A 24,293-nucleotide genomic window follows, 5' to 3' on the forward strand; every position below is an offset into this window, starting at 1 on the left:
AGCAAGCCGCAGTGTCAACCGTGCCTACCATAGATATTTCCGATCGATGTATCAAGGTTGCTATAATAAGGTTAATGAGTATAAGGGAAGTGAACGGAATGATTCGGGACGCGTTCCTGCTCCTGCGCAAGCTTGGCATTGATCTGCAATCGGTTAAAACGGCGTTGGCATGCGGTTTGTCATGGGTGCTGGCGGAGGCGGTCACGCCGCATTCATATCCGTATTTTGCGCCGATCGCGGCTATTCTCACGCTCCAGGTGACGGTTGCCGATTCGATCCAAAAAGGCATCTATCGCATCGTCGGGATCGTCGTGGGCATTGGAATCAGCCTGCTGGCCGGTCAATGGCTGAGCGTGAACGCTTGGACGATCGCATTGGTCATTCTGGCGGGGCTGGCGATGTCGAACGCCATGCGCCTGAACGCGCAGATCGGTGCGCAGATCGGCGTTTCGGCGCTGCTCGTGCTGGCTTTCGGCAATACGAACGGTTATGCGGCCTACCGGATCTTGGAGACGCTGCTCGGCTCGGGCGTAGCGGTGGCGATCAATCTCGCGCTCGTGCCGCGCGACACGACGCATGAGGCGTTGAACGCGGCATCGGGCCTCGGAAAAAGAATCGCCGACGTGCTGCGGCACGATGACGAGGCGGTACGCGGGAAGCGACGCCCGGCTCAGGTGCTGGAGGAGGCGCGCGGACTGCTGCTACTTATCCAACGGGGGAATGAAGCGACGGCGCTCGCCCGGCAAAGTCTGAAGTTCGTGCCGCTCGGACGCATGCGTCGCGAGCGCGTCGAGCGCGTCTCGGCCGCGATGGAGCGGTTGGAGCATCTGTCGGTACAGGCGCGGGGCATCGCGCGAAGCCTGGTCGAGCTGGACGATGCCGGTCTGCAGGTCCCGGGGCTTGTACCGGCGCTCGCTGCGGCGGCGGATTGCGTGGACCGCTACGCGGACGCGGTGACCGATCCTTCGCCGGAGGCGCAAGACAAGCTGCGAGAGGCGACCGAGCATGCGCGTCAAGTACAGCTCGGCAGCCTTGGGCAAAGCATGGCCGGCGCGGATCTGGAGCGGCTCAAGCTGATCGGCAGCGTATATGCGGATCTCGGCCGGATGCTGACCGAAGTGGCCAGAGCGGAGAAAAGTGGGAACGATTGACGAAATTAACTGTAACCATTATAATAACAGTATAGTCGAAGCCGATCATGGCTTTGGGCTTACCATTATGAACAGGCGGTGATTTGCATGCGATTTGAAATGGGAGAATGGGTAGCCGGCAGAACGAGTCAAGGTGAACTGATACAAGGCTTCGTCAATTCGATTCTATCGATGCAAGGCGCCGCAGGCATATACGTCACCGCCTCGGATCGCGTCGAAGCGATCGGCACGGAGATCGCGGTGCCTGTCGGCATGCTGCGGCCGCTGCCGCAGACGACCAAGTACAACGAGGAGCAGCTTCGCAACCTGATCGACGTATCGCTGGCAATCCGCGATACGGCATGGTTCGGCGAGCTGACGAGCGAGCTTGCCGGCCTGCAGACTTCTGCCGGCGAGCGCAGTTCCTCCGCGACGGACGTGCCGGTCGCGTGGCGCAACCGGCTCGGCCTGATCGCGCAAGAGTAAGCGCGCCGTGCGCGCTTATAAGCAGCAGACCCCCTGACCGTCCTCCAGGACGGCAGGGGGTCTGCTTTTTTTTTCGGCAATCGCCGGCGATTATACGCCTATGCTCGCGATCAGATTGCGCAGCTTGTCCGCCGAACGGTGCAGCAGCTCGCGCTCGAAGTCCGAGATCTTGATGTCGATGATCTCGCGTACGCCATGGCGGTCGACGACGCACGGTACGCCGAGGAAGATATCCGAAACGCCGTGGTAATCGTGCAGAAGGGTGGAGACATTAAGCACGGCGCCTTCGTCACGCAGGATCGCCGTGCAGATCCGGTCGAGCGCAAGCGCGATGGCGTAGTAAGTAGCGCCTTTAGCACTAATAATCTGATAGGCGGCGTCCCGCGTGTTCGTGAAGATCTCGTCCTTGTCCGCGTCGCTTAAAGACAGCTCGGCGCCGGCAATGTTGGCGAGGCTCCAGAGCGGCAGCTCGGAATCGCCGTGTTCGCCGACGATATGGCCGTGCACGCTGCGCGGGTCGATCTTCAGCTTCTCGCCGATCAGATAACGGAAGCGCGCGCTGTCGAGCAGCGTTCCCGAGCCGATGATCCGCTCGACCGGCCAGCCCGATTTTTTCCACGTGATATAGCTCATGATGTCGACCGGATTCGAAGCGATGAGCAGGATGCCCGTCGTGTTGTACTTGAGCACCTCTTCGACGATGCTGTCAATAATGACAGCGTTGCGCTTCAACAGATCGACCCGCGACTCGCCTTCCCGCTGGGCGGCGCCTGCGGTGATGACGATGATGTCCGCATCCTTGCAGTCCTCGTAGCTGCCCGCCCACAGATCGCCGCCGCCGAGAAAAGGCATGCCGTGGTTCATGTCGAGCGCGTCGCCGACCGCCTTTTTATGATTGGCATCGATGAGCACCAGCTCGTCCACCCGGTTGCGCAGCATGAGCGTATAGGCGGTCGTCGATCCCACGGCTCCCGCGCCGATGACCACGATTCTCGTTTTTTTCATCGAAATCCTCTCCTCGTATCGCTGTTATTGTTCTTCTTGCTGACCATCGTCCATAAACGGCTTATTGACATAATAATACATGTACGCCATGAGCACGCCGCCCCCGATGAGATTGCCGAGCGTGACCGGGATGAGATTGTGCAGGACGCCGCCAAGCGAGATCGTGCCCGGATGGTGCAGCACGAGCGCGATGGCGAACGTGCACATGTTGGCGATGCTGTGCTCGTAGCCCGAGATGAAGAAGCAGAACACGAACAGCATCATGGCGAACATTTTGGCGCCGTTCTCCTTCATGGACATCGGAACGAAAAAAGCGAGACAAACCAGCCAATTGCACAGGATGCCCCGGAAGAACAGCTCGACGACCGGCGTGTTCATCTTCTTGTCCACGACGCTCAGGAGGAAGCCGTTGACGCTCGCGTCCTTGAACAAGGCGGTGGCGAAGATCATGAACGCGAACAGGCAGGCGCCGATGATGTTGCCGAGGTAGCTCCAGCACCATAGCTTGATCGTGTCGGACCAACGGATTTTTTTGCGGAGCGCCGTGTAGGAGTAGTAAAACGTGTTGCCGGTGAACAGGTCGCCGCCCCCGTACACGATCAGAATGATCGCCGCGCCGAACGTAATCGCCGCCATCGGGTACGTCAACGGGGAGTGCTCGAGGTAAAAATAGTTGCCCGTCTTGAAGGCGACGATGACGCCGAAGCCGATAAACATGCTGGCGAGCGCCGATCGGGCGAGATAACGGAGCTTGCTCTGCTTGAAGATTTTCATTTTTTTCTCGGCCAGCTTTTCGACCATTCGCAGGGATTCCGTTTCCATCGATTCACCTCGCTTTGCTGCTTCCATAGATACCCAAGCCTGTTTCGATTATGCCATGTCCGCAGCTTCGGGTCCATGTTTTATTACCCGTTACGGCTGGCCTGTCGATGGGCGCCCGGCAGCCGAAGGCGGAACGGACAGGCGTTGAACGGGGAAAATGTCGCTTGGCCGCCATGGGCGATCGAGACAGATTGTGGTAAACTGATTAGCGTGCGAACAACAAACTTTGGAGGTGCGCTTCACATGATGAACGATACGCTGCACGACGCGTTAAACGAGCAGCTTAATTTTGAACTGCATTCCGCGCACGTCTACCTCGCGATGGCCGGTTACTGCTCCGCAGAGAGCCTGGACGGCTTCGCGAACTTTTTCGCGATTCAGGCCGAAGAGGAACGTTTTCACGCGTCCAAAATTTATAAGTATCTGAACGACCGCGGCAAAAAGGTGAAGCTGAAGGGCATCCCCGATCCGCAAAACGACTACGGCTCCATCCTCGAAGTATTCGAGCATGCTTATGAGCACGAGCAGGAAGTTACCCGCCGCATCTACCATCTGTCCGACCTTGCGCTTAACGACCGCGAGCACGCCACGATCCAGTTCCTGAAGTGGTTCATCGACGAGCAGGTCGAAGAGGAAGCGCTGTTCGACAGCATCATCTCCAAGCTGAAGCGCATCGCCGACGACAGCAACGCGTTTTTCATGATGGATGCCGAGTTCGCGAAGCGTACGTTCACGCCGCCGGCAGCCGAATAAAATATGAATTGGGGATGCCGGCATTCGTGCCGGCATTTTTAATCTGTCAGACGCTTGGATGAGTATTCCAACGTAGTCTTACTTCGCGTACGCGTCGCGATCGTAGACACGCTCCAATAATCGTGGTCCTCCTCCTACCCAAGCGCGGCTGTGGCCGCTACGCTAATAGGAAAAGCCCGCGCATTCGCGGGACGATCCGATCAAGGGGGAAGCAGCATGAAAAATGCGCGTCCATCGCAAAAACCGATCGACGGCGCGTTCGCCGTCGAATCGCTCGCCGGGGGGCCATGGCGCTGGCTCGATGCCGCCGACGCGTCCTTTCGCAAATGCGGACTGCCATGGTTCGACCGGGAGCGGCGCTATCGCCGGCTCCCGCAAGCGCCGGCTTGGACGATCCGCCCGGAGGTCGACCGGCTGGCCAACTTTCCGACGGGTGCGCAGATCCGCTTCCGCACGAACTCGGCCAAGCTCGCGGTTCGCGTCCGGCTGTTCGGAAGAGCCGAGTATGCCCAGCTGGCGCCGGTCGCGCAGTGCGGCATCGACTGCTATTTGGGTCCGCAGGGCAGCCAGCGCTACGTATGCTCGGCGAAGTTCCATTACGACGACGAGGCATACGAATCGCAGCTGTTCGAGAACCAGGATGAATCCGCCAAGGAAGTCACGCTCTATTTGCCGCTCTATCAGGGAATCCATAGCCTTGAAATCGGTCTTGCGCCGGATGCGGCGATCGAGCCTTTTTCGGGCTTTGCAAGCGATAAAAAGGTCGTCATCTATGGCACGTCGATCGTGCACGGCGCAGGCGCCTCGCGTCCGGGAATGGCGTATCCGAACCAGCTCAGCCGTCAGCTGCCGATCGAATTCGTAAGCCTCGCCTTCTCGGGCAACGCGCAGGGCGAGCCTGAGCTGGCCCGCCTGGCTGCGGAGATCGACGATCCGGCGCTGCTCGTTCTCGATTACGAGGGCAATACGCCGAGCACCGAGCGGCTCGGAGAGACGCTGCCTGCGTTTATCGAGATCTATCGCGAATCCCACCCGTTGACGCCGATCCTGGTCGTGTCCCAGATCAGGATGGGACGCGAGGCGTTCGTGCCGCTGTTCGACATGGAGCGGCGCCGGCGGCTGACGCTGCAGCAGGACATCGTGCAGCGGCTGCGCGACGTAGGCGATTCGCAAGTCTTTTTCCTGAGCGGCGAGGACATGCTCGGCGAGGATTACGGCGAATGCTCCGCGGACAGCGTGCATCCGTCCGACCTTGGCTACGCGCGAATGCGCGACTGCCTGCTGCCTGTGTTCGCTTCGTTGCTCGAGCCTATTCTGCGTTAACAATAAGCATGCCAACGCCCTCCCGGCGCTTTAAGGGAGGGCGTTTTTCATGGCGTTCGCCGTGTTGGAAAAAGCCATTGCAAGAGTACAAATAAGTTAAATCCGTATGAATGTGCTATGCCGAGAATTTTTGCCGCGGACCCGGCAACCGACTCAATCGTCCCGGCAAAGTCATCCTTCCGCCTTCGCCTTGCTTCTGAGCGTAAATACGCACAGTTCCGGCACGCTTCCGAATCTGACGCGAAGGCGCGTCGTGCCGATCCCGCGGTTGACGTACAGCAGGTACGGTCTGCGCGGCCGGCGCCGGTCGGATACGATGTGCAGGCCGGATAAAAATCTTCTGCCGAGCTGCGTGCGGACGAGCGCGCCGACGATTGGCAGCTTCACTTGACCGCCGTGGCTATGGCCGGACAGCTGCAGGTCGATCGGGTAGCGGACGAGGAAAGCGGCAACATCGGGTTCGTGGACGAGCAGCAGATTAAAGCCGTCCGGACGAAGCTTCGCGAGCGTGCGAGCAGGGTCCGGCTTGCCGAGCACATAGTCGTCCAACCCGGATACCGACAGAAACTCGCCATTTTCCAGCCTGATTTTTTTGGTCTCGTTCAGCAGCAGTTCGAAGCCCGCCTTCGCCAGCGACGGGTTGGTGCTGCGCCTGGTTCGCTCGTACCCGAAGTCATGATTGCCGTAGACGGCGAACTTGCCAAGAGGTGCCTGAATGCGGGATAGCAAAGCCGAGAGGTCCTTTTCCCGATCCGGGTTGTTCTTTCTGGCATCGAACAGGTCCCCCGTGAACGCGACGATATCGGGCTTTTCCGCGGCAATTGCCGAGACGAGGCCTTCGAATCTCTTGACCGAATAATTGGGCCCGATATGCGTATCGCTGAATTGCACGATCTTGATCCCGTCGAAGCCCGCGGGCAGCCACGCGGATTCGATCTCGCGCCGGGTCACGGCGAGCCTGAAAGGCTCGACGAAAAAAACGTAGATGCCGCATGCCAAGAAGAAGGCAATTAACGCAGCCGCTACGCCTATTAACCATAGCCATTCCGTGTTAGACATAACGCTTCCTCCTTCTCCCATTTTTTAAATGTATCAAAAAAAGGACCGGCAAACAAAAAAACGGCAGAAATCGGGTAAGACTAGGGAAAGCGTGATTCGACGAGTAAAAGGAGGCGGCGTCGCATGAGCAAAGCAATGGCGAATGGAAGGACTGGGCGGCGGTCCGGCTCGTTCGGACAAACCGGATCGAGCGGATCGTCCGGGTCAACCGGACGGACCGGACAACGCAAGCTGATGGTTAGCGCGGGTCTTAGCTGGCTGTTCGACGCGATGGACGTCGGGCTGATTTCGTTTGTCGCGGCTGCGCTGGCCGTCGATTGGGATCTCGGCAAGCAGCAGCTCGGATTTCTCGCCGCGATCGGTTCCGTTGGGATGGCGTTCGGCGCCGCCGTGGCCGGCTCGATGGCGGATCGCTACGGCAGACGCGCCGTGCTGCTCGCCACACTATTGGTATTCAGCGTGGCCAGCGGATTGTCGGCGCTTGCCGCCAGCTTTGCCGTATTGTGCTTGCTTCGGTTCGCGGCCGGCTTCGGACTCGGCGGCGAGCTGCCCGTGGCCTCGACGCTCGTATCCGAATCGGTGCGGCCGGAGGATCGGGGAAGAGCCGTCGTGCTGCTCGAGAGCTTCTGGGCGGTCGGCTGGATCGCCGCCGCGCTGATTGGCTATTTCGTCATCCCTGACCACGGCTGGCGTGCCGCCTTCGTCATCGGCGCGCTGCCCTGCCTATATGCGATCTATTTGCGGCGAGCGGTGCAGGACGCGCCGAGGTTCAGGGAGCAGCAGCGGTCCCGCGAGCGGATCGGGCTTCGCGAGCGGTTCGCCAAGCTGTGGGCGCCGCAATACCGGGCGTCGACCTTCGCGCTCTGGGTGCTGTGGTTCACGGTCGTTTTTTCCTACTACGGAATGTTCCTGTGGCTGCCGCAAGTGATGGTGCTCAAAGGCTACAGCCTGGTCAAAAGCTTCGAATACGTCCTTTTTATGACGCTCGCCCAGCTTCCCGGCTACTTCAGCGCGGCGTGGCTCATCGAGAAATTGGGGCGCAAACGCGTGCTGACGATCTATCTGATCGGAACGGCGATCTGCGCGTGGTGGTTCGGCTGGGCGACGAGCGATGCGACGCTCATGACGGCAGGCGCTTGTCTGTCCTTCTTTAATCTAGGCGCCTGGGGCGCGATGTATGCCTATACGCCGGAGCTGTACCCGACGCGCATCCGTTCGACCGGCGCGGGCATGGCCGCTTCGTTCGGCCGCATCGGCGGCGTGATCGGACCTTATCTGGTCGGCTATTTGCTGGAACGCGGAACGGGCATTACGGGCGTCTTCCTGATCTTCTGCGCCGCGATCGTCGTCGGGGTCGTCGTGCTGCTGGCATGGGGCAAGGAAACCCGGGGCATCGATCCCGACGCCGCAGCCGAACAGGCTTCGACTGCCGGATAACGGATAGCGTCGTACGCTGCAGCTGTTGCCGGCCTGTCCTTCGCCGCCGCATTGGGCTATAATGAATCATCTTGAATGAATAGCGCAAGCGGAGGTAGATGGAAGTGTCTGGATTGCTAAACGGTCAAAACGTCATCGTGATGGGGATCGCCAACGAACGGAGCATCGGCTGGGGGATCGCGAAGTCGCTGCACGCGCAGGGCGCCCGCCTGATTTTCACTTATCGCAAGGATAGATCGTACGAAAAGCTGGCGAAGCTGCTTGCGGAGAGCGGCATCGATCCGCTGCTGACGGTGCAATGCGACGTGTCCGACGACGCGTCGATCGAGGCGGCGTTCGGCAGAATCGGCGCTGAAGCGGGCGTCGTACATGGTGTCGTGCACTCGCTCGCTTTTGCGGATAAAGACGAGCTGGGCGGCGAGTACGTCGACACGTCGCGCGAGGGTTACTTGCTCGCGCAGGAATCGAGCGCATTTTCCCTCGTCGCCGTCGCCAAAGCTGTCAAGCCCTTGATGACGGAGGGCGGCAGCATCGTAACCCAGACGTATTTGGGCGCAGAGCGCGTCATGCGCAATTACAACGTAATGGGGGTCGCCAAGGCTGCGCTTGAGGCAAGCGTCCGCTATTTGGCCGAGGATCTCGGCAAATACGGCATTCGCGTCAACGCGGTGTCCGCCGGTCCGATCCGGACGCTTGCGGCGAAGGGAGTGTCGGGGTTCAACGACATTTTGAACGCTGTCGAGGAAAAAGCGCCGCTGCGCCGCAACGTCGACCAGTCCGAAGTAGGAGACGCGACGATGTTTCTGATCAGCGGACTATCCCGCGGTGTCACCGGCGAAGTGCTTCACGTGGATGCCGGTTTCCATATTATCGCAGGATAAATAACGAGCCGTTCTCTCGCTCTTTGCGCGGGGGACGGCTCGATTTTTAGCAATAAACAATGGCCTGTCCTGTTGACGAATCATCATTTAAGTTATATAGTTGTCATGACAACTAAATGAGGTGATCCTGTATGGCAAGTGAAGGTTTGGAGGGTTCGCTCGGCTTTACGACGGGGCTTGTCTATCGTCGAATGTCCAATAGGCTGATGCAGCGGTTAAAACCTTACGATATTACGCCCGAGCAATGGTCGGTGCTTTATTATGCCACAGAGTCCGATGGTTTGATCCAGCGAGAGCTTGGCGAACGGGCGGGCAAGGACAAGCCGACGACGACGCGAATCGTCGACCACCTGGTCCGCAAGGGCTGGATACTGAGGCGTCCTGACCAAAATGACAGGCGGGCGATTTTTATCGAGGCGACAGCGGAGGGGCGACGGCTGATCGAAGAGACGAGGCCGATCGAGACCGCCGTACTTGCCGAAGTGACGGCTTGCCTGACACCCGGGGAACTTGAGACGCTGCTCGGCCTGCTGCACCGCGTAGGCAAGCATGTAGATCAGCTAAATGGATAAGGAACGCTCGCAATCGCGCGGCATGCGCCCCGCTATCATCTAAGTCAATCACAAGAAGGAGTTTATGCAGCATGCACGAGAGTGAACGAACCGCCCCGCTTTGGACGAAGGCATTTATCGGCCTCACGCTGGGTTTCTTTTTATTGTTTCTTAATTTGCAAATGCTGCTGTCATCCCTGCCGATGTACGTAAAAGGGGATTTGGGCGGCGGGGATTTGACCGTCAGTCTCGTGACGGCGACCTTCGCGTTAGCCGCAATCGCTAGCCGTTTCGCGACGGCGTCGCTAATGCCGAAGCTCGGCCGTACCACGTTGCTTTATACGGGTTTGGCGGCAGCCGCGCTGACGACCTTTCTATGCGCCTACGCGGACGCGATCGGGTCGCTAATCGTCATCCGCGTGCTGTACGGCGTCGGCTTCGGCACGGCAAGCACGATCGTTCCGACGCTCGTGGCGCGGATTATTCCGGCGGATCGAATCGGCGAGGGCATCGGTTACTTCGGACTATCGACGAGTCTTGCGATGTCGCTCGGCCCGGTCATCGGCATGAATCTGATGAATGGATTCGGATTCCAGACGCTTACGCTATCCAGCGCCGCAGCTGCAGCTTTGTCGGCTGGCGTACTGCTGATGTCGGGATCTGCGCGCAGCGGAAAACGGGAAAAGCCGGAGACGGCATCCGGATCGGCAGCAGTGAAATCCGGTTCCGCGATCGATCAAAAACGGACGGCAATCTCGCCGATGTCAGGCGCATCCACGAACGCGGTCATGCCGCTTCTTCTGCCGGCGGTACTTAATATGCTGCTGTCTATTACGTATAGCGGCTTGCTCAGCTTCATCGCCTTGTTCGGCGAAAGTGTGCATATCGCGCAGGTCGGGTTGTTTTTCCTTTTTAATGCCATTACCGTCATTCTCGTTCGGCCGATTGCCGGACGGATTTTCGACCGCAGAGGACATGCCGCTGTTCTGATCCCGGCTGCCGCATGCGTATTGGCGAGCATGCTCGTGCTGTCGGGCGCGACGGGCATGCCGCAGCTGATCGTCTCGGCGCTGCTCTACGGTCTTGGCTTCGGCGCGATTCAGCCGACGCTTCAGGCCTGGATGCTGCGCAGCACGCCCAGAGAGCGCCACGGCTTCGCCAACAGCATGTTCTACAACTCGACCGATCTCGGCGTTGCGCTTGGCGCGGTTCTGCTCGGTGCGATCGCCGCCCGGATCGGCTATTCCCGCATGTACGGTTATTCCGCGCTGATCATGGCCGGATTTCTCTTGCTGTATGTCATCATGCGATTCGTCATGGCGTCCAGAGCGTCGAAATCGGGCGCGCAGGCGTCCGTTTAAAAATCATCCTTGAAACAAGGACATAATCGGCGCCGAGGCGCACAACGTCACAAAGGCAGTGCACACCATGGCAATGCCCGCGCACGCGCCTGCGTCGGCGTCGTATTCGAACGCCTTGGCGATGCCCGCGGCATGGGCGGCGGTTCCGAGCAGGATGCCGCGACCGACGGAGCTGCGAATGTGCAGCCAGCGCACGAGCAGGGGACCGACGAGCATGCCCGTCAATCCGGTCGCTAGCGTAGCGACCGCCGTTATCGTCGGCACGCCGCCGATCGCGTCAGAGACCGACAAGGCGACCGGCGTCGTCGCCGACTTGGGCGCGAGGCTGTCCATGATGGGCGCGGCCAGTCCGAATAAGCGGGCAAGTCCGGCGGAGACGGCGACGGCCGCGAGCCCGCCTGCGGTCACGCCGGCCGCGATGGCCCGCGCATGCTTTTTCAGCACGTTCATATGCTTGTGCATCGTGACGGCGAGCGCGATCGTCGCCGGACCGATCATCTCTCCGATCCCGTGCGAGCCCCGGTCGAACGATTCGTAGGAGGAGCCGCTGAGCGCCAGCGCGGAGATAACGATAGCGGGCGTGACGACGAGCGGCGTCAGATACAGCTTGCGCGTTCGCGCATACAGCCATTTAGAGCATACGTAGACAAAGACGGTCAGCACGGGCCAGACGAGCGGCATCATGATGCCGCCTCTTTTCTGCGCGCTCCGGCCGATCGCTCGCCGGCAAAGCCTGCGATCGCCATGACGATGGCCGTGCTAAGCAAAATGGTGGCGAGAATCGCGGCGCCGCTGTGTACAATAAGCGGCTTGTAGCGAACGATGCCGACGGTAGCGGGGACAAAAAACAGCAGCATCTGTGCGACTAACCATTCGGCGCCCAGCTCGACCCAGGCGAGCTTGACGATTTTTAACTCAAGCAGCGCGAACAGCGCGACCAGACCGAGAATGCTGCCGGGGATCGGAAGACGGACAGCTTCCGCGGCCAGATCGGACATCCGTGATAAGGCGATAAAGAAGCCGACCTGCAGCGCAGTTTTAAAGATCGTTTTTGCTTTCATTTTGTGATGCTCCTTTTATTGGCCATAAAAACAGTATACGAATACCTGTATCATAGGTAAAATGAATATAAAGAATAGAAATCATTCCATATGGCTATGGGGAAGGGAGTAAAATGGATATTCGACATTTAGAAGCCGTGGCGGAGATCGCCCGTCGGGGCAGCTTCACGCTGGCGGCGGATACCCTGCATATCGCGCAACCGACGCTCAGCAAGACGATTATTCAATTGGAGGAGGAGCTCGGCGTCCGCCTGTTCAGCCGGGAAGGGAAGCGGCCGAGGCTGACCGAGGCCGGAGAAGCGGTGGTCCGGTACGGCACGCCGATCCTGGCGCAGATGGATGCGCTGCGCCGGGAGCTGACCGATCTGGCCGACTTGCGACAGGGAACGCTCCGTCTCGGCCTTCCCCCGATGGCGGGCTCCAATTTTTTTCCGGGTGTCGTCGGCGAGTATCGAAGGCTGTACCCCGGCATCGCAATCCGCTTGTCCGAAGCGGGGGCCTTATCGCTGGACGAAGATCTGCGGGCCGGCTTGCTGGATGTCGGCGTTCTGCAGACGCCGATCGACGAATCGTTCTACAATTCGTTTATCGTCATCGACGATCGCATGAAGGTCGTGCTTCCGGCGGGTCATCGGTTAGCGGGCGAGACTGTCTTGGGACTGGGGGAGCTGGCGTCCGAGCCGTTCGTGCTGTTTCGCGCGGAGTTCACGCTTCATGGAAAGATTACGGCCGCGTGCGAAGCGGCGGGCTTCAGCCCGAATATCGTTGCCGAAAGCTCCCAGTGGGACTTCATCGTCCAGATGGTCGGCGAGGGGCTCGGCGTCGCCTTGCTGCCCGCGACGATCTGCGCACAGCTTCCCCCGGCGCGTGTGCGAACGGTGGAGCTGGCGCCGCCCGGGCTTCCTTGGCGGCTGGCGATGGCATGGAGAAAAGAGGGGTACGTGCCGCTTGCCGCGCAGGCCTGGATCGACCTCGCGCGTAATCGGTTCGAGGGTTCCCGGAACTGATTCGCAAAGAACGGATCGGTTTATTATTGAAGGAGACCAAAGCTTGCGTTCCCGTGATTACTCGTTTTTTCGCAAGAAGCGCATGGTATAATCATTACGATAAATTTCGCCATTCGGCTCAAATAGACAGGCGATTCACCTGATGACGTGGAGGCTCGCTGATGACTTCTTCGTTGGACTATGGCATCATCTTCCAGCAGGCCAGCAACTTTTCGTTGAACGGCTTCGCTGTTATCTCGGCTTTGGACGATACGCTGCTCAAGCTCAATCCCGCGTTGTGCGATATGCTTGGTTATCGGGAAGAAGAGCTGCTCGGATTGCCGTTTCCCGATATTACCGACCGCGATCCGAGCCGTCCGTCGTTCTACCGTGCGGCTGCGGAAAGATGCAAGGCGCAGCACGGCTATATGGAGGAGATCGAGAAGCGTCTGCTGCACAAGGACGGGCGCTCGATCTGGGTGCGCATGCGCTTGTCGTCGGTGAGAGATCCCCGGACGGACGAAGCGCTCTACCTGTTTGCGGAGATGCTGGACATTACGAGTCAAAAGACGGAACGCATACCCGTGTTGAACAACCGTCATCTGTATATGCTCCTTACTCGCAATTCCCACGATCTCGTATCGGTGAGCTCGCTCGAGGGAGAGCTGCTTTATATTTCTCCTTCTTGCAAGGAAGTGCTCGGATACACGCCTGAGGAAATGACCCGCAAGATGCGCCAAAGCTATTACCATCCCGAAGACGCAAGCGAGATGAGTCATCCGGGCAAGCTCTTCTCGAACGATCGATTTTTTCTGCGCCGCGTCCGTCGCAAGGACGGCCGATACCTCTGGTTCGAGGTGTGGTCGCAGGTGATCTGGGACGATACGGAACAGGCGGACCGCGTCTTGTCCGTGGCCCGGGATGTGAGCGATCGCAAGCAGTACGAGGACAAGCTCGACGAGGCGCAGCGAATCGCCAAGATGGGCACCTATGAGATCGACCTGGACCGGGACACGATCACGCTGTCCAATGGGGCAAAGCGCGTGCTTGCCTTGCCGGAGAGCTACGAGCAGGGCAGTATCGACTCCGCCATGGCGAATATTCCGGAGGAAGACCGTTTAATGATACGCGGCCATCTGGACAAAGTCTCCGCCGATACGCTCAAGGATTCTGTCATATACAGGCTTATCCATCCGGATGGTTCGATACGCATTCTCGAGGGAACCTGGGAGGTGGTCGATCCCGAATCCGCACGGCCGTCCCGCTTGCTCGGATCCGTTCAGGACATTACCGAACGAAGGCAGTTCGAGCAGCGGCTGCAAGAGAGCGAGCAGCGCTACAAATCGCTTTTCGAGTACAACCAGTCCGCCGTGTATTCGATGAATCTCAAGGGAGAATATTTAACGGCCAATCCGAATTTGGAGAAGCTGACGGGGTATACGCTCGAAGAGTTGATCGGCATGTATTACGGCCCGCTCGTACCGCCTAAATACGAGGCCAAGACGGCGCATCACTTCGCGCTTGCGGCGAGCGGCGTAGCGCAGAATTACGAAATTACGATCATCCACAAGAACGGCAGCGAGATCGAGACCAACGTGTCCAACATCCCGATCGTCGTAGACGGCGAGGTGGTCGGCGTTTACGGCATTTCCATCGATATAACCGCCCGCAAGCGCGCCGAGGATAAATTGACGGAAAGCGAGAGCCGGTACCGGTGCCTGTTCGATCTGAATAATACGCCGATTTGCTCTTTCGATCTGGCAGGCAATTTTACAAAGATTAATCCGGCGATGGAGCAGTTGACCGGATATGATCAGGACGAGCTTCGAGAACTGACGTTTGCGCCGCTTACCTATCCGGAAGATCTGGAAAAGTTGTCGCGCCACGTCAATCTCGCAATTCAAGGCACGCCGCAGACGTACGAGGCGCGTTTGATCCGCAAAGGCGGCGACATCCTTACGCTCAACATTACGAATGTCCCCATCGTCGTGAACGGCGAGACGGTCGGATTTTACGGCATCGCGACGGACATTACGGCGGCCAAGCAGCATACCGAACGCATTCATAAATTGAACGAAGAGCATGCCCGCATCCTGAACTCGGTTTCCGAGGGTATCTTCGGCTTGGATGAGGAAGGTAACTTTACGTTTATCAATCAGTCGGGCGCCTTGATGCTCGGCTTGCGGGAGGATCGTCTGCCCGACGTATCCGCACTGCGTCATCTGCTGCAGACCGGCACGGACGGCGTGAGCTATTGGGACGACGAGTCTCCGCCTCTCAGGGCGCTGCGCGAGGGCCGTGCGTATCAGGACAAGGATGCGGTTTTCTGGAAAAGCGACGGCACGAGCTTCCTCGCCGACTATCAGATCTCGCCGACCTACGAGGACGGCATGCCGAAGGGCGCCGTTGTCGTATTCCGCGACGTGACCGGCGAGAAAGAGATCATCAAGGCGAAGGAAAGCGCGGAACGCGCGGACCGTGCCAAGTCCGAGTTTCTGTCGGTAATGAGCCATGAGCTGCGTACGCCGATGAACGGCGTCATCGGGATGACCGGGCTGCTGCTCGACACCGAGCTGACCGAAGAGCAGCGGAGCTATGCGGAGGTGATCGGCCGCAGCGGCGAATCGCTGATGCATATCCTGAACGAGATTCTTGACTTCAGCAAGATTGAGGCGGGCAAGCTCGTGCTGCACTACGAGCCGATTGCGGTACGCAGCACGGTCGAAGAAGCGCTCGAACTGTTCAAGGTCCAGGCAGTGGAAAAAAAGATCGAGATCGGTCTCCGGTTCGAGGGGAGCGTACCGGAGCTCATGTTCGGCGATCCGGTTCGGCTGCGGCAGGTGCTTGTCAACCTGCTGAGCAACGCCGTCAAATTTACGGATACGGGGTCCGTATTCCTTTTCGTTAGGGCGATGCCGACGCGTAACAAGGAATCGATGCTGGTCGAATTTGCCGTGCAGGATACGGGAATCGGCATTCCGAAGGATAAACAGGGCCAGCTGTTTCAAGCCTTCTCCCAGCTGCATTCGGGTACGAATCGGAAGTACGGAGGAACCGGGCTCGGACTGTCTATCTGCAAAAAGCTGGTCGAGCTTATGGGCGGCACGATCGGCTTCGATACGATCGAGGGGCAAGGCTCGACATTCCGGTTCACGCTGTCGTCCCATGCGCAGTCCGAGCAAGCCTCCGCAGCCGAGGCAGCCGCGGATTTATCGGGGGCGTCTTCCGCAGGTACGGAAGACGCGACGCGGTTCGGTCCGATGCGGATTCTCGTAGCCGAGGATCACGCGGTAAACCAGCAAATTATCCGGGCCATGCTGAACAAGCTGGGCTACGAGCCGGTCATCGCGTCGGACGGGCAAGCCGCGGTGAACGCGGCGGTGACGCAGCCTTTCGATCTCGTGCTCATGGATGTGCAGATGCCGGCGATGGACGGCTTGCAGGCAGCCGCAAAGATCAGGGAGCTGCTGCCCGAGCATCGGCGCCCCATCATCGTAGCGCTGACGGCATTCGCTCGTCAGGAGGACAAGGCGGCTTGTCTGGCTGCGGGCATGAACGACTTCTTGAGCAAGCCGACGCGACCGGCGGAGATTCAGGAGCTGCTGTCCAAGTGGTCGGAGGATATTCGGGCGAGGCGCTCGATCCGAGGATAAGATAAGGAGGAAAACGCATGGCTTTCGGGGTGAAGCGTGAGGAGCTTGAAGCCTGGAAGCGTAAGGTAGCCGAAGGCGAGATCGCATTTTTAACGCATTATTGGTTCGAGCCCCGATTCCCGGGCGTCAAGACCATCACCAAGGTAGGCTGTGCGGATCTGCGCAAGCTGGCCGACTGGTGTACGCGTCACGGGTTAAATCCGGCATATATTCATGAGCGGAGACCTTTCCCGCATTTCGATCTGATCGGCGACAAGCAGCCCGAGATTTTGCGTCTCGAAGGACAATGGGAACAGCTGGAACGGTTCGGGATGGCTTGAACGCGAAATAGCTCAAAAACCGTCGGCGCGTCATGCGCTCGACGGTTTTTTGTATGCTGCCTTAAGTTTGTGCAAGCTGCTTTAATGCGAGGATTGCTTTTCGTTCGACCAACCGAGCTTCTCGAACAGCTTGAACAAGAGGCTCATCACGATGGCGACGACAGTAGCGAGCGCCATGCCGGAGAGCGAGAAATCACCGGCCGTAATCTTGACGCCGGACAATCCGGTGACGAGCACGATCGTTGTCAGAAAAAGGTTGACCGGCTTGCTGTAGTCGACCTTCGATTCGACGAGCATCCGCAGGCCCGAGGCGGCGATGACGCCGAACAGCAGGAGCGATACGCCGCCCATGACCGCTGTGGGAATCGCGGCGATGAGCGCGGACAGCTTGCCGAAGAAGGAGAGCACGATCGCGATGGCGGCGGCGCCGCCGATGACGAAGGTGGAGTAGACGCGCGTGATCGCAAGCACGCCGATATTTTCCCCGTAGGTCGTATTGGGCGTTGAGCCGGTAAAGGCGGACAGAATCGTCGAGATGCCGTTGCTCAGCATCGAGCGGTGCAGGCCCGGATCCTTGGACAGATCCTTGCCGACGATATTGCCGGTCACGATCAAGTGGCCGATATGCTCGACGACGACGACCAGCGCGGCCGGCAGGATCGTGAGCATAGCCGACCATTCGAACGATGGCGCCGTGAAGGTCGGCGATTCCAGCCAGCCCGCGCTCTTAACGCCGGAGAAGTCGGTCATCCCGAGCGTCCAGGCCAGGAAGTAGCCCGCTACGATGCCGAACAGAATCGGGATGATCTTCATGAATCCGCGGAACAGCACCGAGCCGAGAACGGTAACGAGCAACGTGAACACGCTCACGGCGATGGCAGTGCCATTCGGCGACCAGTCCGCGCTGCCTGAACTCGGGATCCAGCCGGCCATACCGGCCGCGACGGGGATCAGCTCGAGACCGATGACCGCGACGATCGCGCCCATGGCGGCCGGCGGGAAGACGACATCGATCCATCGCGTGCCCGCGAACTGCACGATCAGGGCGACGAGGACGAAAACGACGCCTGCCGCAAAAAATCCGCCGAGCGCTGCCGCATAGCCGTCGCCCGGGTTCGCGTAATTTCCGATGACAGCGCCGGCCGGCGCGATAAACGCGAAGCTGGAGCCGAGGTACGCCGGAATCTTGCCCTGGCATATAAAAATGTAAAGCAGCGTACCGATCCCGTTCATCAGCAAGCAGATGGCGGGGTCGACGCCAAGCAGGTTCGGCACGAGCACCGTGGAGCCGAACATGGCGAACAGGTGCTGCAAGCTGAGCATGAGGCTCTGGCCCAGCGGAGGCCGTTCGTGAATGCCGATTTCTTGCCTCGTCACTTGATGTTAACCTCCAATGATCAACGAATATGGGTAAATCCTTTGTCGATTCTATACAGTTCATTCCGATTTGACAAGCGAAGTTTTCTGCATTTCCGGATTTCTCGTCGAACGATCCGCTTCCGCGCATGCGGCGTTCCTCATATCCTATAGGGAGAGCCGATAAGCCATAAGGAAGAGAGGCGATTCGCCATGACTGCTGCTAGGAAGACCGGGGAAAAAGGAAACCGGGTTGCGCCGCTAATGGGGCGGATCGGGCATAAAACAAGCAAGCCCCTGTTGTTGAGAGGCGAAATTTGCGGCACGAACAAGTCGACGTCCTGTCGCCGCGTCGATAAGCGAGCCATTCGCAGCGTAGCCAGGGCGCTGCGGCTATCGGCGCGAGCCATGCTCCCCTTTTATCGGGAAGTCGCTGCGAGCGGCCGGTTTGCCGATCGCTGGTCCCGCAGTATCGTCGAGCTCCGGCTGGACGACATGAAGCGGCAGCTGCGGGAGGCCTCGCCACTCGCAGGTCGTCTGGAGCAAGGTCTCGGGACCAATGGCATCGGGTACTTTATCGATTATCCGTCGCCGGGTACGAAGGACGCTTATGCTACGGGCATTACGATTCCGCCGGGCAGCGTCCAGTTTTACTTCGCGCCCGGCGCGCATCGGGCTGTGGCCGCGGCCCTGCTGCCGTTTTGCTACGCGCTTGCGACGAGTCGCGAATATGCGTTCTCGCTGGCGTCGGCCATGGCGCGAACCGACCGAAGGGCCTTGGTTCGGTTTGTAAGGAGCCGTATACGGACTGCCGATCTGCGTGCGATAGACGGAGCACCGGGTTATCTCGCCCTTGATTTCAAGCCCCAGGGCTCGAAATACATCTACCGAAACTTGTTTTTCCGCGAAGGCTTGTGATCTAATTAGGAATGTAATCAGGACCTGTAAGGTAAGCCAAGCCGTTAACCTACACCAAATGCGCAAGGAGCCATACTCTCATGACGGTAAGATTCGGATTTGTCGGCACCAATTGGATCACGGACAGGCTGCTCGCGGCAGCAAAAGAAGCGGAAGGCTTCGAGGCGGCGGCGGTATGCTCGCGCTCGCTGGAGCGAGCGGAGGCGTATGCCGCGCAGCACGGCATCCCGCATGCCTATGACGATATGGAGGCGATGGCGGCGGACGGCCGGATCGACGCCGTCTACATCGCGACGCCGAACGTCTATCATGCGGAGCAAGCGCTACTGTTCATGCGGCGCGGCATTCACGTGCTCTGCGAAAAGCCGGTCGCCTCGAACGGCGCCGAGGCGCGGCGGATGATCGAGGAAGCGCGCAAGCACGGCGTGCTGCTCATGGAGGCGATGAAGCCGACGTTCATGCCCAGCTTCCAGGCGATCGAGCGGGCATTGCCTTCGATCGGCAAGGTGCGGCGCTATGTCGGCAACTATGGACAGTATTCCTCGCGCTATGACGCCTACCGCGCGGGAACGGTGCTGAACGCCTTTAATCCGGCGCTTTCGAACGGAGCATTGATGGATCTGGGCATCTACTGCCTGTATCCGGCCATCTGCTGGTTCGGCCCACCGCTGGAGGTCAAGGCGAGCGGCGTCATGCTCGAATCCGGCGCCGACGGCGAGGGCAGCGTGCTGCTGCGGTACGCGGACATGGAGGCGGTCGTCATGTACTCCAAAATCGCCAATTCGTATGCGCCGAGCGAGATTCAGGGGGAAGAGGGAAGTATCCTGATCGATCAGATCAGCCAGCCGGAGCGCGTGCGCGTCCGATACCGGGACGGCAGGGAAGAGGAACTGTCCGCGCCTCAATCCGAGCACACGATGGTTTACGAGCTGCAGGCTTTCGTGAACCTCGTCCGGGAAGGCAAGACGGAATCGGAGATCAATACGCATGAGCGGATGATCGCGGTTCTCGACGTCATGGACGAGGCCAGACGGCAGATCGGTATCGTCTATCCGGCGGATTCGCAAGCGTGAACGACGCTTGAATGGCGGGGATTGCAGATTGGTAGCTTTATTTCCGCGTGCCGGCGCTTTTCGGGTGTTTGGCGGGCATCAGAACCTGCATTTGTACATGTATTTTCGGCCGACCAACGACGCTTGATGAAATACCTGCAAATGCGCAGGCAAATCGGAAGCTCAAGCCGAAAATGAGTTTTATGGAGGAAATTACATGTATATTTGCATCTTTTCCTCTCCGAAGGGTCGATATGGGAGGGAATTGATGTATATTTGCAGGCTTTGCAGCGAAACGGTACGGGAGACGATAGTCCAACGACAGTCCATCGACAGTCCGGCGTCAGCGATTGCTGCTTCTGAATTTCGTGTGAAGCGGCAGACGCTGCAAGGTGTACAATTCGGCGACGGTAAATAAAAAGCAAACGGTACGAAGCATGCTTCGTACCGTTTGCTTTTCAACTCAGCTTTTTGCGCTGAGAGCGGCGCCGCGCGTTAACGGGATGCGGTGAACGGAAGACCGGCGCGTTCGATCAGACGGCGGCTGTCTTCGTTAAGGCCGACGATGCGAACCGTTTTGCCGTACCGCGCGTACTTCTCGGCGGCTTTCGAGACCGCGGTCACGCCCGAGTGGTCCCATACGTGCGAAGCCGAGAAATCGATGGTCACGTCCGAAGGATCTTCCTTGTAATCGAACAAATTCACGAACGGATTCATCGTGCCGAAGAAGAGCTGGCCTGCGATGCGATACGTTTTGCGGTCGCCCGCGGCCGTATCAACATGCGCTTTGATACGGGCGGAGCGCCAGCCGAAATAGACGGCGCTGAGCACGACGCCGGCGAGCACGCCAAGCGCGAGATTCGAGGTCGCGACGACGATGCCGACGGTCACGACCATGATGAGCGCGTCGCTGCGCGGAATTTTCGCCAGCGTGGCAAGCGAGCGCCAGTCGAACGTGCCGATCGACACCATGATCATGACGCCGACGAGCGCGGCCATCGGGATCACGCGGACGACGTCGCCCAGCACGAGAATCAGGAACAACAGGAAGACGCCCGCCACGAACGTCGAGAGCCGCGAACGCCCGCCGGATTTGACGTTGATGACCGTCTGGCCGATCATGGCGCAGCCGGCCATGCCGCCGAACAGGCCGGAGACGACGTTGGCGATGCCTTGTCCGCGCACCTCGCGGTTTTTATCGCTTTTGGTCTCCGTTATCTCGTCGACGATCGTCGCGGTCATGAGCGACTCGGTCAAGCCGACGACCGCAAGCGCCAGCGAGATCGGCACGATGCGCCAGATGGCATCGAAGGTGAAGTCGATGTCCGGAAAGTGGAAAAGCGGCAGCTTCTGCGTGATCGGCCCCATGTCGCCGACCGTCCGCAGGTCGTTCCCGAGGCTCACCGAGACGATCGTCATCGCGATAATCGCGACGAGCGCGGAGGGGACGGCTTTGGTCAGCAGCGGAAACAAATAAATAATGGCCAGCGTACCTGCCACCATCGCATACATTTGCCAGTTTGCGCCTTCGAAGCTCGGCAGCTGCGCCATGAAGATGATGATGGCAAGCGCATTGACGAAGCCGGTCACGACGGAATGCGGGATAAACGTAATAAACCTTCCGAACCGAAGCAGTCCCATGACGAATTGAATGATGCCGGTCAGCAGCGCGGCGGCATAAATATATTCGATGCCGTACTTGGCGACGATCGGCCCCATCAGGGAGGCCATAGCGCCGGTCGCGGCGGAGATCATGCCGGGACGGCCGCCGACGATCGAGATCGTCACGGCGATGCAGAACGACGCATACAAGCCGACCATCGGGTCGACGCCGGCCAGGATCGAGAATGCGATCGCTTCCGGAATCAACGCAAAAGCGACCGTCAACCCCGACAGAATATCTCTGCGCGTGTTGAAGAACCAGTTGCTTTTCAATTTTTGCAGCAACAAAAAAACTCCTTTCGCTTATGAACGGAGTTGCCGGGATCGTTGATGCGCCGTCGTACCAATCGCGGTTCGCTCCGAATGTCCGTTTGGTGGTAGGGCTTTCCACTCTCAGAAAAGCCGGGTCCGATTATCGTCCGGTTCATTATACATGCTGGCGGCCGATTTGAATACCTCGGGCGAATGTCTTTGGCTTGGGATAGCGGTTATAATACGAGAAGCGAGAGGCAAGGGAGGGAATAGCATGAAGATCGTATTCGTGAGGCACGGTCAGAGCGAATACAACCTGGAAAATCGGTTCACCGGCTGGACCGATTCGGATCTGTCCGAGCAGGGACTGAAGGAAGCGCGGCAAGCGGGAAAGGCGCTGCGCGCGAACGGATTCGCCTTCGACGCCGCCTTTTCGTCGGTGCTGACGCGGGCGATTCGCACGATGGGCATCATTCTGGATGAACTGGACCAGCTGTGGATACCGGTCTCGAAGAGCTGGCGGCTCAACGAACGCCATTACGGCGCGCTGCAGGGGCTCAACAAAGCGGAGACGGCGGACCGCTACGGCGCCGATCAGGTGCTGCTCTGGCGCAGGTCCGTGAGCGAGCGGCCGCCGGCGCTTGCGCGCGATGACGAGCGGTATGCAGGCGACGATCCCCGTTACAAAAACATCGACGGCGAAGTTCCGCTGACGGAAAATCTGGACGACACGGCAGAACGCGTGCTTGTCTATTGGGAGAAAAACATTCTGCCCGAGCTGGCGGCGGGCCGCAAGCTGCTGCTGTGCGCGCACGGCAACACGCTTCGGGCGTTGATCCGGTATTTGGACGACCTGCCCGAGGACGGCGTCGTCAACCTTAACATTCCGACGGCTATTCCGCTTGTCTACGAATTCGGCGACGATATGAAGCCTGTGAAGCACTACTACCTGGGCGAAGACGGACCGCTGCCGCAGGGCGAGATTCCGCACAAAATCTCGCCCGACCCGGCACAGGATATGCCCGGGAAGGGCGAGGGGCATCACGTTCCGCCGCAAACGCTTGATTAAAGCAACCGATAGACGGCGAACGGGCTGCCCTGCCTGAAGTCCTCGCTGATCTTGACCAGCCTGCCAAGCGTTTCTTCGGATAAACGCAAGGCATCCGCATCCAGATTGGCACGAAGCTGCTCGGGACGGGTTGCGCCGGCGATAACCGTGGCGACGGCGGGACGGGCGAGCAGCCAGGCGATCGCGAGTACCGCCGGCTGAACGCCCAGCTCTTGGGCCAGCGCGGCGACCTGGCGGCCAAGCTCGTCCGCCCGGCCGCCGAGAAAGCGGCGGAACGATGGATCGGTGTCCGCACGCGAGCCTTCCGGCGCCGTGTCGCCCGAAACGCCGTATTTGCCGGTCAAGATGCCGCCCGCAAGCGGGAAGTACGGGATGAGCCCGACCCCTTGGTCGAGGCACAGCGGAATGAGCTCGGTCTCCGGCGTGCGGTCCGCCAGCGAATAGCTGGCCTGCGTGCAGACAAATCGCTCGAGCCCGCGACGCTCACTGATGCCGAGCGCCTTCATGAGCTCCCACGCCGCATAATTGGAGGCGCCGATATAGCGTACTTTACCCGAAGCGACCAGGTCGTCCAGCGTGCGCAGCGTTTCCTCGAGCGGCGTTCCCGGATCGAACGTATGAATCTGGTACAGATCTACATAGTCCGTCTTCAGCCTTTTCAGGCTGCTCTCCAGCTCCCGCCGAAGATGGAAACGGGACGAACCTCTGTCGTTCGGGCCTTGTCCCATCGGCAGTCCGGCCTTGGTCGCCAGCACCGCTTCATGCCGTCTCCCCGCCAGCGCCTCTCCGATGATCGACTCCGACTGCGTGCCCGCGTAGATGTTGGCCGTGTCCAGCATATTGATGCCGCCGTCCAGCGCCTCATGAATGATCCGGATCGACGTTTCCCGGTCCGATCGCTTGCCGAACGCGTTCGTGCCGAGTCCGATCGCCGATACCTGAAGCCCGCTTTGACCCAATGAACGGTAGTGCATAGCAACAACCTCCTCGTTTTCAATCCAATTCCGCATTTCCTGATTGTCTCATGCCCATATAAGATGATCAACCGCATAAGCCAAGCGCTGCGCTAAATGCGTAAAACCTCGCTTAAAGCCCGAGCCTACTTGCCCGCAGCCGCTGCAGCTGCGCTTTTTTCGTTTCCGCCAGCCAATCCGGC

At 59.3% G+C, this 24,293-nt stretch carries 22 protein-coding genes; 14 read left to right on the forward strand and 8 right to left on the reverse strand.

Annotation, left to right across the window (positions count from 1 at the left end):
- Positions 1 to 98 precede the first annotated feature (98 nt).
- Together KB449_RS09830 and KB449_RS09835 are read left to right on the forward strand one after the other, a co-directional pair.
- Positions 99 to 1,151, forward strand: coding sequence for an FUSC family protein (locus tag KB449_RS09830; RefSeq protein ID WP_282908211.1), 1,053 nt, complete (start codon positions 99 to 101; stop codon positions 1,149 to 1,151).
- 87 nt (positions 1,152 to 1,238) lie between these two features.
- Entirely contained in the window at positions 1,239 to 1,616 is a 378-nt protein-coding gene (locus tag KB449_RS09835) for an IDEAL domain-containing protein (RefSeq protein ID WP_282908212.1), read from the forward strand.
- Between the two features lie 90 nt (positions 1,617 to 1,706).
- On the opposite strand, the gene KB449_RS09840 is transcribed toward KB449_RS09835, so the two are convergent.
- The gene (locus tag KB449_RS09840) at positions 1,707 to 2,621 is read right to left on the reverse strand and encodes an L-lactate dehydrogenase (protein ID WP_282908213.1); all 915 of its coding nucleotides are present in this window, start codon (positions 2,619 to 2,621) and stop codon (positions 1,707 to 1,709) included.
- Between the two features lie 24 nt (positions 2,622 to 2,645).
- On the reverse strand, positions 2,646 to 3,443 hold the full coding sequence (locus tag KB449_RS09845) for a formate/nitrite transporter family protein (protein ID WP_282908214.1): 798 nt from the start codon (positions 3,441 to 3,443) through the stop codon (positions 2,646 to 2,648).
- 246 nt (positions 3,444 to 3,689) lie between these two features.
- Here KB449_RS09845 and KB449_RS09850 point away from each other — a divergent pair, with 246 nt between their 5' ends.
- Positions 3,690 to 4,196 (forward strand): ferritin, encoded by a 507-nt coding sequence (locus KB449_RS09850; protein WP_282912776.1) that lies wholly within the window; start codon positions 3,690 to 3,692, stop codon positions 4,194 to 4,196.
- Positions 4,197 to 4,412: 216 nt separating this feature from the next.
- The gene (locus KB449_RS09855) at positions 4,413 to 5,519 is read left to right on the forward strand and encodes an SGNH/GDSL hydrolase family protein (RefSeq protein WP_282908215.1); all 1,107 of its coding nucleotides are present in this window, start codon (positions 4,413 to 4,415) and stop codon (positions 5,517 to 5,519) included.
- 171 nt (positions 5,520 to 5,690) lie between these two features.
- Here KB449_RS09855 and KB449_RS09860 read toward each other — a convergent pair whose 3' ends face one another.
- Positions 5,691 to 6,578 carry a metallophosphoesterase gene (locus tag KB449_RS09860; RefSeq protein ID WP_282908216.1) on the reverse strand — a complete coding sequence of 296 codons (888 nt, stop codon included), beginning with the start codon at positions 6,576 to 6,578 and terminating at the stop codon, positions 5,691 to 5,693.
- A 234-nt stretch (positions 6,579 to 6,812) separates the two neighbouring features.
- Between KB449_RS09860 and KB449_RS09865 the strand changes: the two genes are divergently transcribed.
- From KB449_RS09865 to KB449_RS09880, 4 genes are all read left to right on the forward strand, one after another.
- Positions 6,813 to 8,015, forward strand: a complete 1,203-nt coding sequence (locus KB449_RS09865) for an MFS transporter (RefSeq protein ID WP_282912777.1) — start codon at positions 6,813 to 6,815, stop codon at positions 8,013 to 8,015.
- A 104-nt stretch (positions 8,016 to 8,119) separates the two neighbouring features.
- Positions 8,120 to 8,896: an enoyl-ACP reductase FabI gene (fabI, locus tag KB449_RS09870; protein ID WP_282908217.1), complete on the forward strand. Its 777-nt coding sequence runs from the start codon at positions 8,120 to 8,122 to the stop codon at positions 8,894 to 8,896.
- 131 nt (positions 8,897 to 9,027) lie between these two features.
- A complete protein-coding gene (locus KB449_RS09875; protein ID WP_282908218.1) occupies positions 9,028 to 9,468 on the forward strand; it encodes a MarR family winged helix-turn-helix transcriptional regulator in 441 nt (146 codons plus the stop codon).
- A 71-nt stretch (positions 9,469 to 9,539) separates the two neighbouring features.
- A complete protein-coding gene (locus KB449_RS09880) occupies positions 9,540 to 10,808 on the forward strand; it encodes an MFS transporter (protein ID WP_282908219.1) in 1,269 nt (422 codons plus the stop codon).
- A gap of 3 nt (positions 10,809 to 10,811) precedes the next feature.
- Here the strand turns inward: KB449_RS09880 and KB449_RS09885 are convergent, their stop codons facing one another.
- Both KB449_RS09885 and KB449_RS09890 read right to left on the reverse strand, forming a co-directional pair.
- Positions 10,812 to 11,492, reverse strand: a complete 681-nt coding sequence (locus tag KB449_RS09885; RefSeq protein WP_282908220.1) for an LrgB family protein — start codon at positions 11,490 to 11,492, stop codon at positions 10,812 to 10,814.
- Positions 11,489 to 11,869: a CidA/LrgA family protein gene (locus tag KB449_RS09890; protein WP_282908221.1), complete on the reverse strand. Its 381-nt coding sequence runs from the start codon at positions 11,867 to 11,869 to the stop codon at positions 11,489 to 11,491. The genes KB449_RS09885 and KB449_RS09890 overlap by 4 nt, the downstream gene beginning before the upstream one ends.
- Before the next feature lie 113 nt (positions 11,870 to 11,982).
- On the opposite strand from KB449_RS09890, the gene KB449_RS09895 reads away from it, so the two are divergent.
- From KB449_RS09895 to KB449_RS09905, 3 genes are all read left to right on the forward strand, one after another.
- Positions 11,983 to 12,876: a LysR family transcriptional regulator gene (locus KB449_RS09895; protein ID WP_282908222.1), complete on the forward strand. Its 894-nt coding sequence runs from the start codon at positions 11,983 to 11,985 to the stop codon at positions 12,874 to 12,876.
- Between the two features lie 161 nt (positions 12,877 to 13,037).
- Positions 13,038 to 16,508: a PAS domain-containing hybrid sensor histidine kinase/response regulator gene (locus KB449_RS09900; protein ID WP_282908223.1), complete on the forward strand. Its 3,471-nt coding sequence runs from the start codon at positions 13,038 to 13,040 to the stop codon at positions 16,506 to 16,508.
- A 17-nt stretch (positions 16,509 to 16,525) separates the two neighbouring features.
- Positions 16,526 to 16,828 (forward strand): hypothetical protein, encoded by a 303-nt coding sequence (locus KB449_RS09905; RefSeq protein ID WP_282908224.1) that lies wholly within the window; start codon positions 16,526 to 16,528, stop codon positions 16,826 to 16,828.
- 81 nt (positions 16,829 to 16,909) lie between these two features.
- Here KB449_RS09905 and uraA read toward each other — a convergent pair whose 3' ends face one another.
- Positions 16,910 to 18,205, reverse strand: a complete 1,296-nt coding sequence (gene uraA / locus KB449_RS09910; protein ID WP_282908225.1) for a uracil permease — start codon at positions 18,203 to 18,205, stop codon at positions 16,910 to 16,912.
- A 192-nt stretch (positions 18,206 to 18,397) separates the two neighbouring features.
- Between uraA and KB449_RS09915 the strand changes: the two genes are divergently transcribed.
- Positions 18,398 to 19,102: a hypothetical protein gene (locus tag KB449_RS09915; protein WP_282908226.1), complete on the forward strand. Its 705-nt coding sequence runs from the start codon at positions 18,398 to 18,400 to the stop codon at positions 19,100 to 19,102.
- A gap of 80 nt (positions 19,103 to 19,182) precedes the next feature.
- Positions 19,183 to 20,175, forward strand: coding sequence for a Gfo/Idh/MocA family protein (locus KB449_RS09920; protein ID WP_282908227.1), 993 nt, complete (start codon positions 19,183 to 19,185; stop codon positions 20,173 to 20,175).
- A 474-nt stretch (positions 20,176 to 20,649) separates the two neighbouring features.
- On the opposite strand, the gene KB449_RS09925 is transcribed toward KB449_RS09920, so the two are convergent.
- Positions 20,650 to 22,101, reverse strand: a complete 1,452-nt coding sequence (locus KB449_RS09925; protein ID WP_282908228.1) for a SulP family inorganic anion transporter — start codon at positions 22,099 to 22,101, stop codon at positions 20,650 to 20,652.
- Between the two features lie 241 nt (positions 22,102 to 22,342).
- Between KB449_RS09925 and gpmA the strand changes: the two genes are divergently transcribed.
- On the forward strand, positions 22,343 to 23,137 hold the full coding sequence (gpmA, locus tag KB449_RS09930; protein ID WP_282908229.1) for a 2,3-diphosphoglycerate-dependent phosphoglycerate mutase: 795 nt from the start codon (positions 22,343 to 22,345) through the stop codon (positions 23,135 to 23,137).
- On the opposite strand, the gene KB449_RS09935 is transcribed toward gpmA, so the two are convergent.
- Positions 23,134 to 24,111, reverse strand: coding sequence for an aldo/keto reductase (locus tag KB449_RS09935; protein WP_282908230.1), 978 nt, complete (start codon positions 24,109 to 24,111; stop codon positions 23,134 to 23,136). The genes gpmA and KB449_RS09935 overlap by 4 nt on opposite strands.
- Between the last annotated feature and the right edge of the window lie 182 nt (positions 24,112 to 24,293).

It is taken from the genome of Cohnella hashimotonis, from assembly GCF_030014955.1.
GTDB lineage: Bacteria > Bacillota > Bacilli > Paenibacillales > Paenibacillaceae > Cohnella > Cohnella hashimotonis.

Excerpts from the sequence above, each read along its gene's own strand:
- KB449_RS09915 (WP_282908226.1), top strand. The coding sequence starts at position 18,398 with ATGACTGCTGCTAGGAAGACCGGGGAAAAAGGAAACCGGGTTGCGCCG.
- KB449_RS09845 (WP_282908214.1), bottom strand. The coding sequence starts at position 3,443 with ATGGAAACGGAATCCCTGCGAATGGTCGAAAAGCTGGCCGAGAAAAAA.
- KB449_RS09855 (WP_282908215.1), top strand. The coding sequence starts at position 4,413 with ATGAAAAATGCGCGTCCATCGCAAAAACCGATCGACGGCGCGTTCGCC.
- KB449_RS09875 (WP_282908218.1), top strand. The coding sequence starts at position 9,028 with ATGGCAAGTGAAGGTTTGGAGGGTTCGCTCGGCTTTACGACGGGGCTT.
- KB449_RS09840 (WP_282908213.1), bottom strand. The coding sequence starts at position 2,621 with ATGAAAAAAACGAGAATCGTGGTCATCGGCGCGGGAGCCGTGGGATCG.
- KB449_RS09850 (WP_282912776.1), top strand. The coding sequence starts at position 3,690 with ATGAACGATACGCTGCACGACGCGTTAAACGAGCAGCTTAATTTTGAA.
- KB449_RS09935 (WP_282908230.1), bottom strand. The coding sequence starts at position 24,111 with ATGCACTACCGTTCATTGGGTCAAAGCGGGCTTCAGGTATCGGCGATC.
- KB449_RS09895 (WP_282908222.1), top strand. The coding sequence starts at position 11,983 with ATGGATATTCGACATTTAGAAGCCGTGGCGGAGATCGCCCGTCGGGGC.
- KB449_RS09920 (WP_282908227.1), top strand. The coding sequence starts at position 19,183 with ATGACGGTAAGATTCGGATTTGTCGGCACCAATTGGATCACGGACAGG.
- KB449_RS09900 (WP_282908223.1), top strand. The coding sequence starts at position 13,038 with ATGACTTCTTCGTTGGACTATGGCATCATCTTCCAGCAGGCCAGCAAC.
- KB449_RS09905 (WP_282908224.1), top strand. The coding sequence starts at position 16,526 with ATGGCTTTCGGGGTGAAGCGTGAGGAGCTTGAAGCCTGGAAGCGTAAG.
- KB449_RS09890 (WP_282908221.1), bottom strand. The coding sequence starts at position 11,869 with ATGAAAGCAAAAACGATCTTTAAAACTGCGCTGCAGGTCGGCTTCTTT.
- KB449_RS09835 (WP_282908212.1), top strand. The coding sequence starts at position 1,239 with ATGCGATTTGAAATGGGAGAATGGGTAGCCGGCAGAACGAGTCAAGGT.
- KB449_RS09830 (WP_282908211.1), top strand. The coding sequence starts at position 99 with ATGATTCGGGACGCGTTCCTGCTCCTGCGCAAGCTTGGCATTGATCTG.
- KB449_RS09865 (WP_282912777.1), top strand. The coding sequence starts at position 6,813 with ATGGTTAGCGCGGGTCTTAGCTGGCTGTTCGACGCGATGGACGTCGGG.
- gpmA (WP_282908229.1), top strand. The coding sequence starts at position 22,343 with ATGAAGATCGTATTCGTGAGGCACGGTCAGAGCGAATACAACCTGGAA.
- KB449_RS09885 (WP_282908220.1), bottom strand. The coding sequence starts at position 11,492 with ATGATGCCGCTCGTCTGGCCCGTGCTGACCGTCTTTGTCTACGTATGC.
- KB449_RS09860 (WP_282908216.1), bottom strand. The coding sequence starts at position 6,578 with ATGTCTAACACGGAATGGCTATGGTTAATAGGCGTAGCGGCTGCGTTA.
- KB449_RS09880 (WP_282908219.1), top strand. The coding sequence starts at position 9,540 with ATGCACGAGAGTGAACGAACCGCCCCGCTTTGGACGAAGGCATTTATC.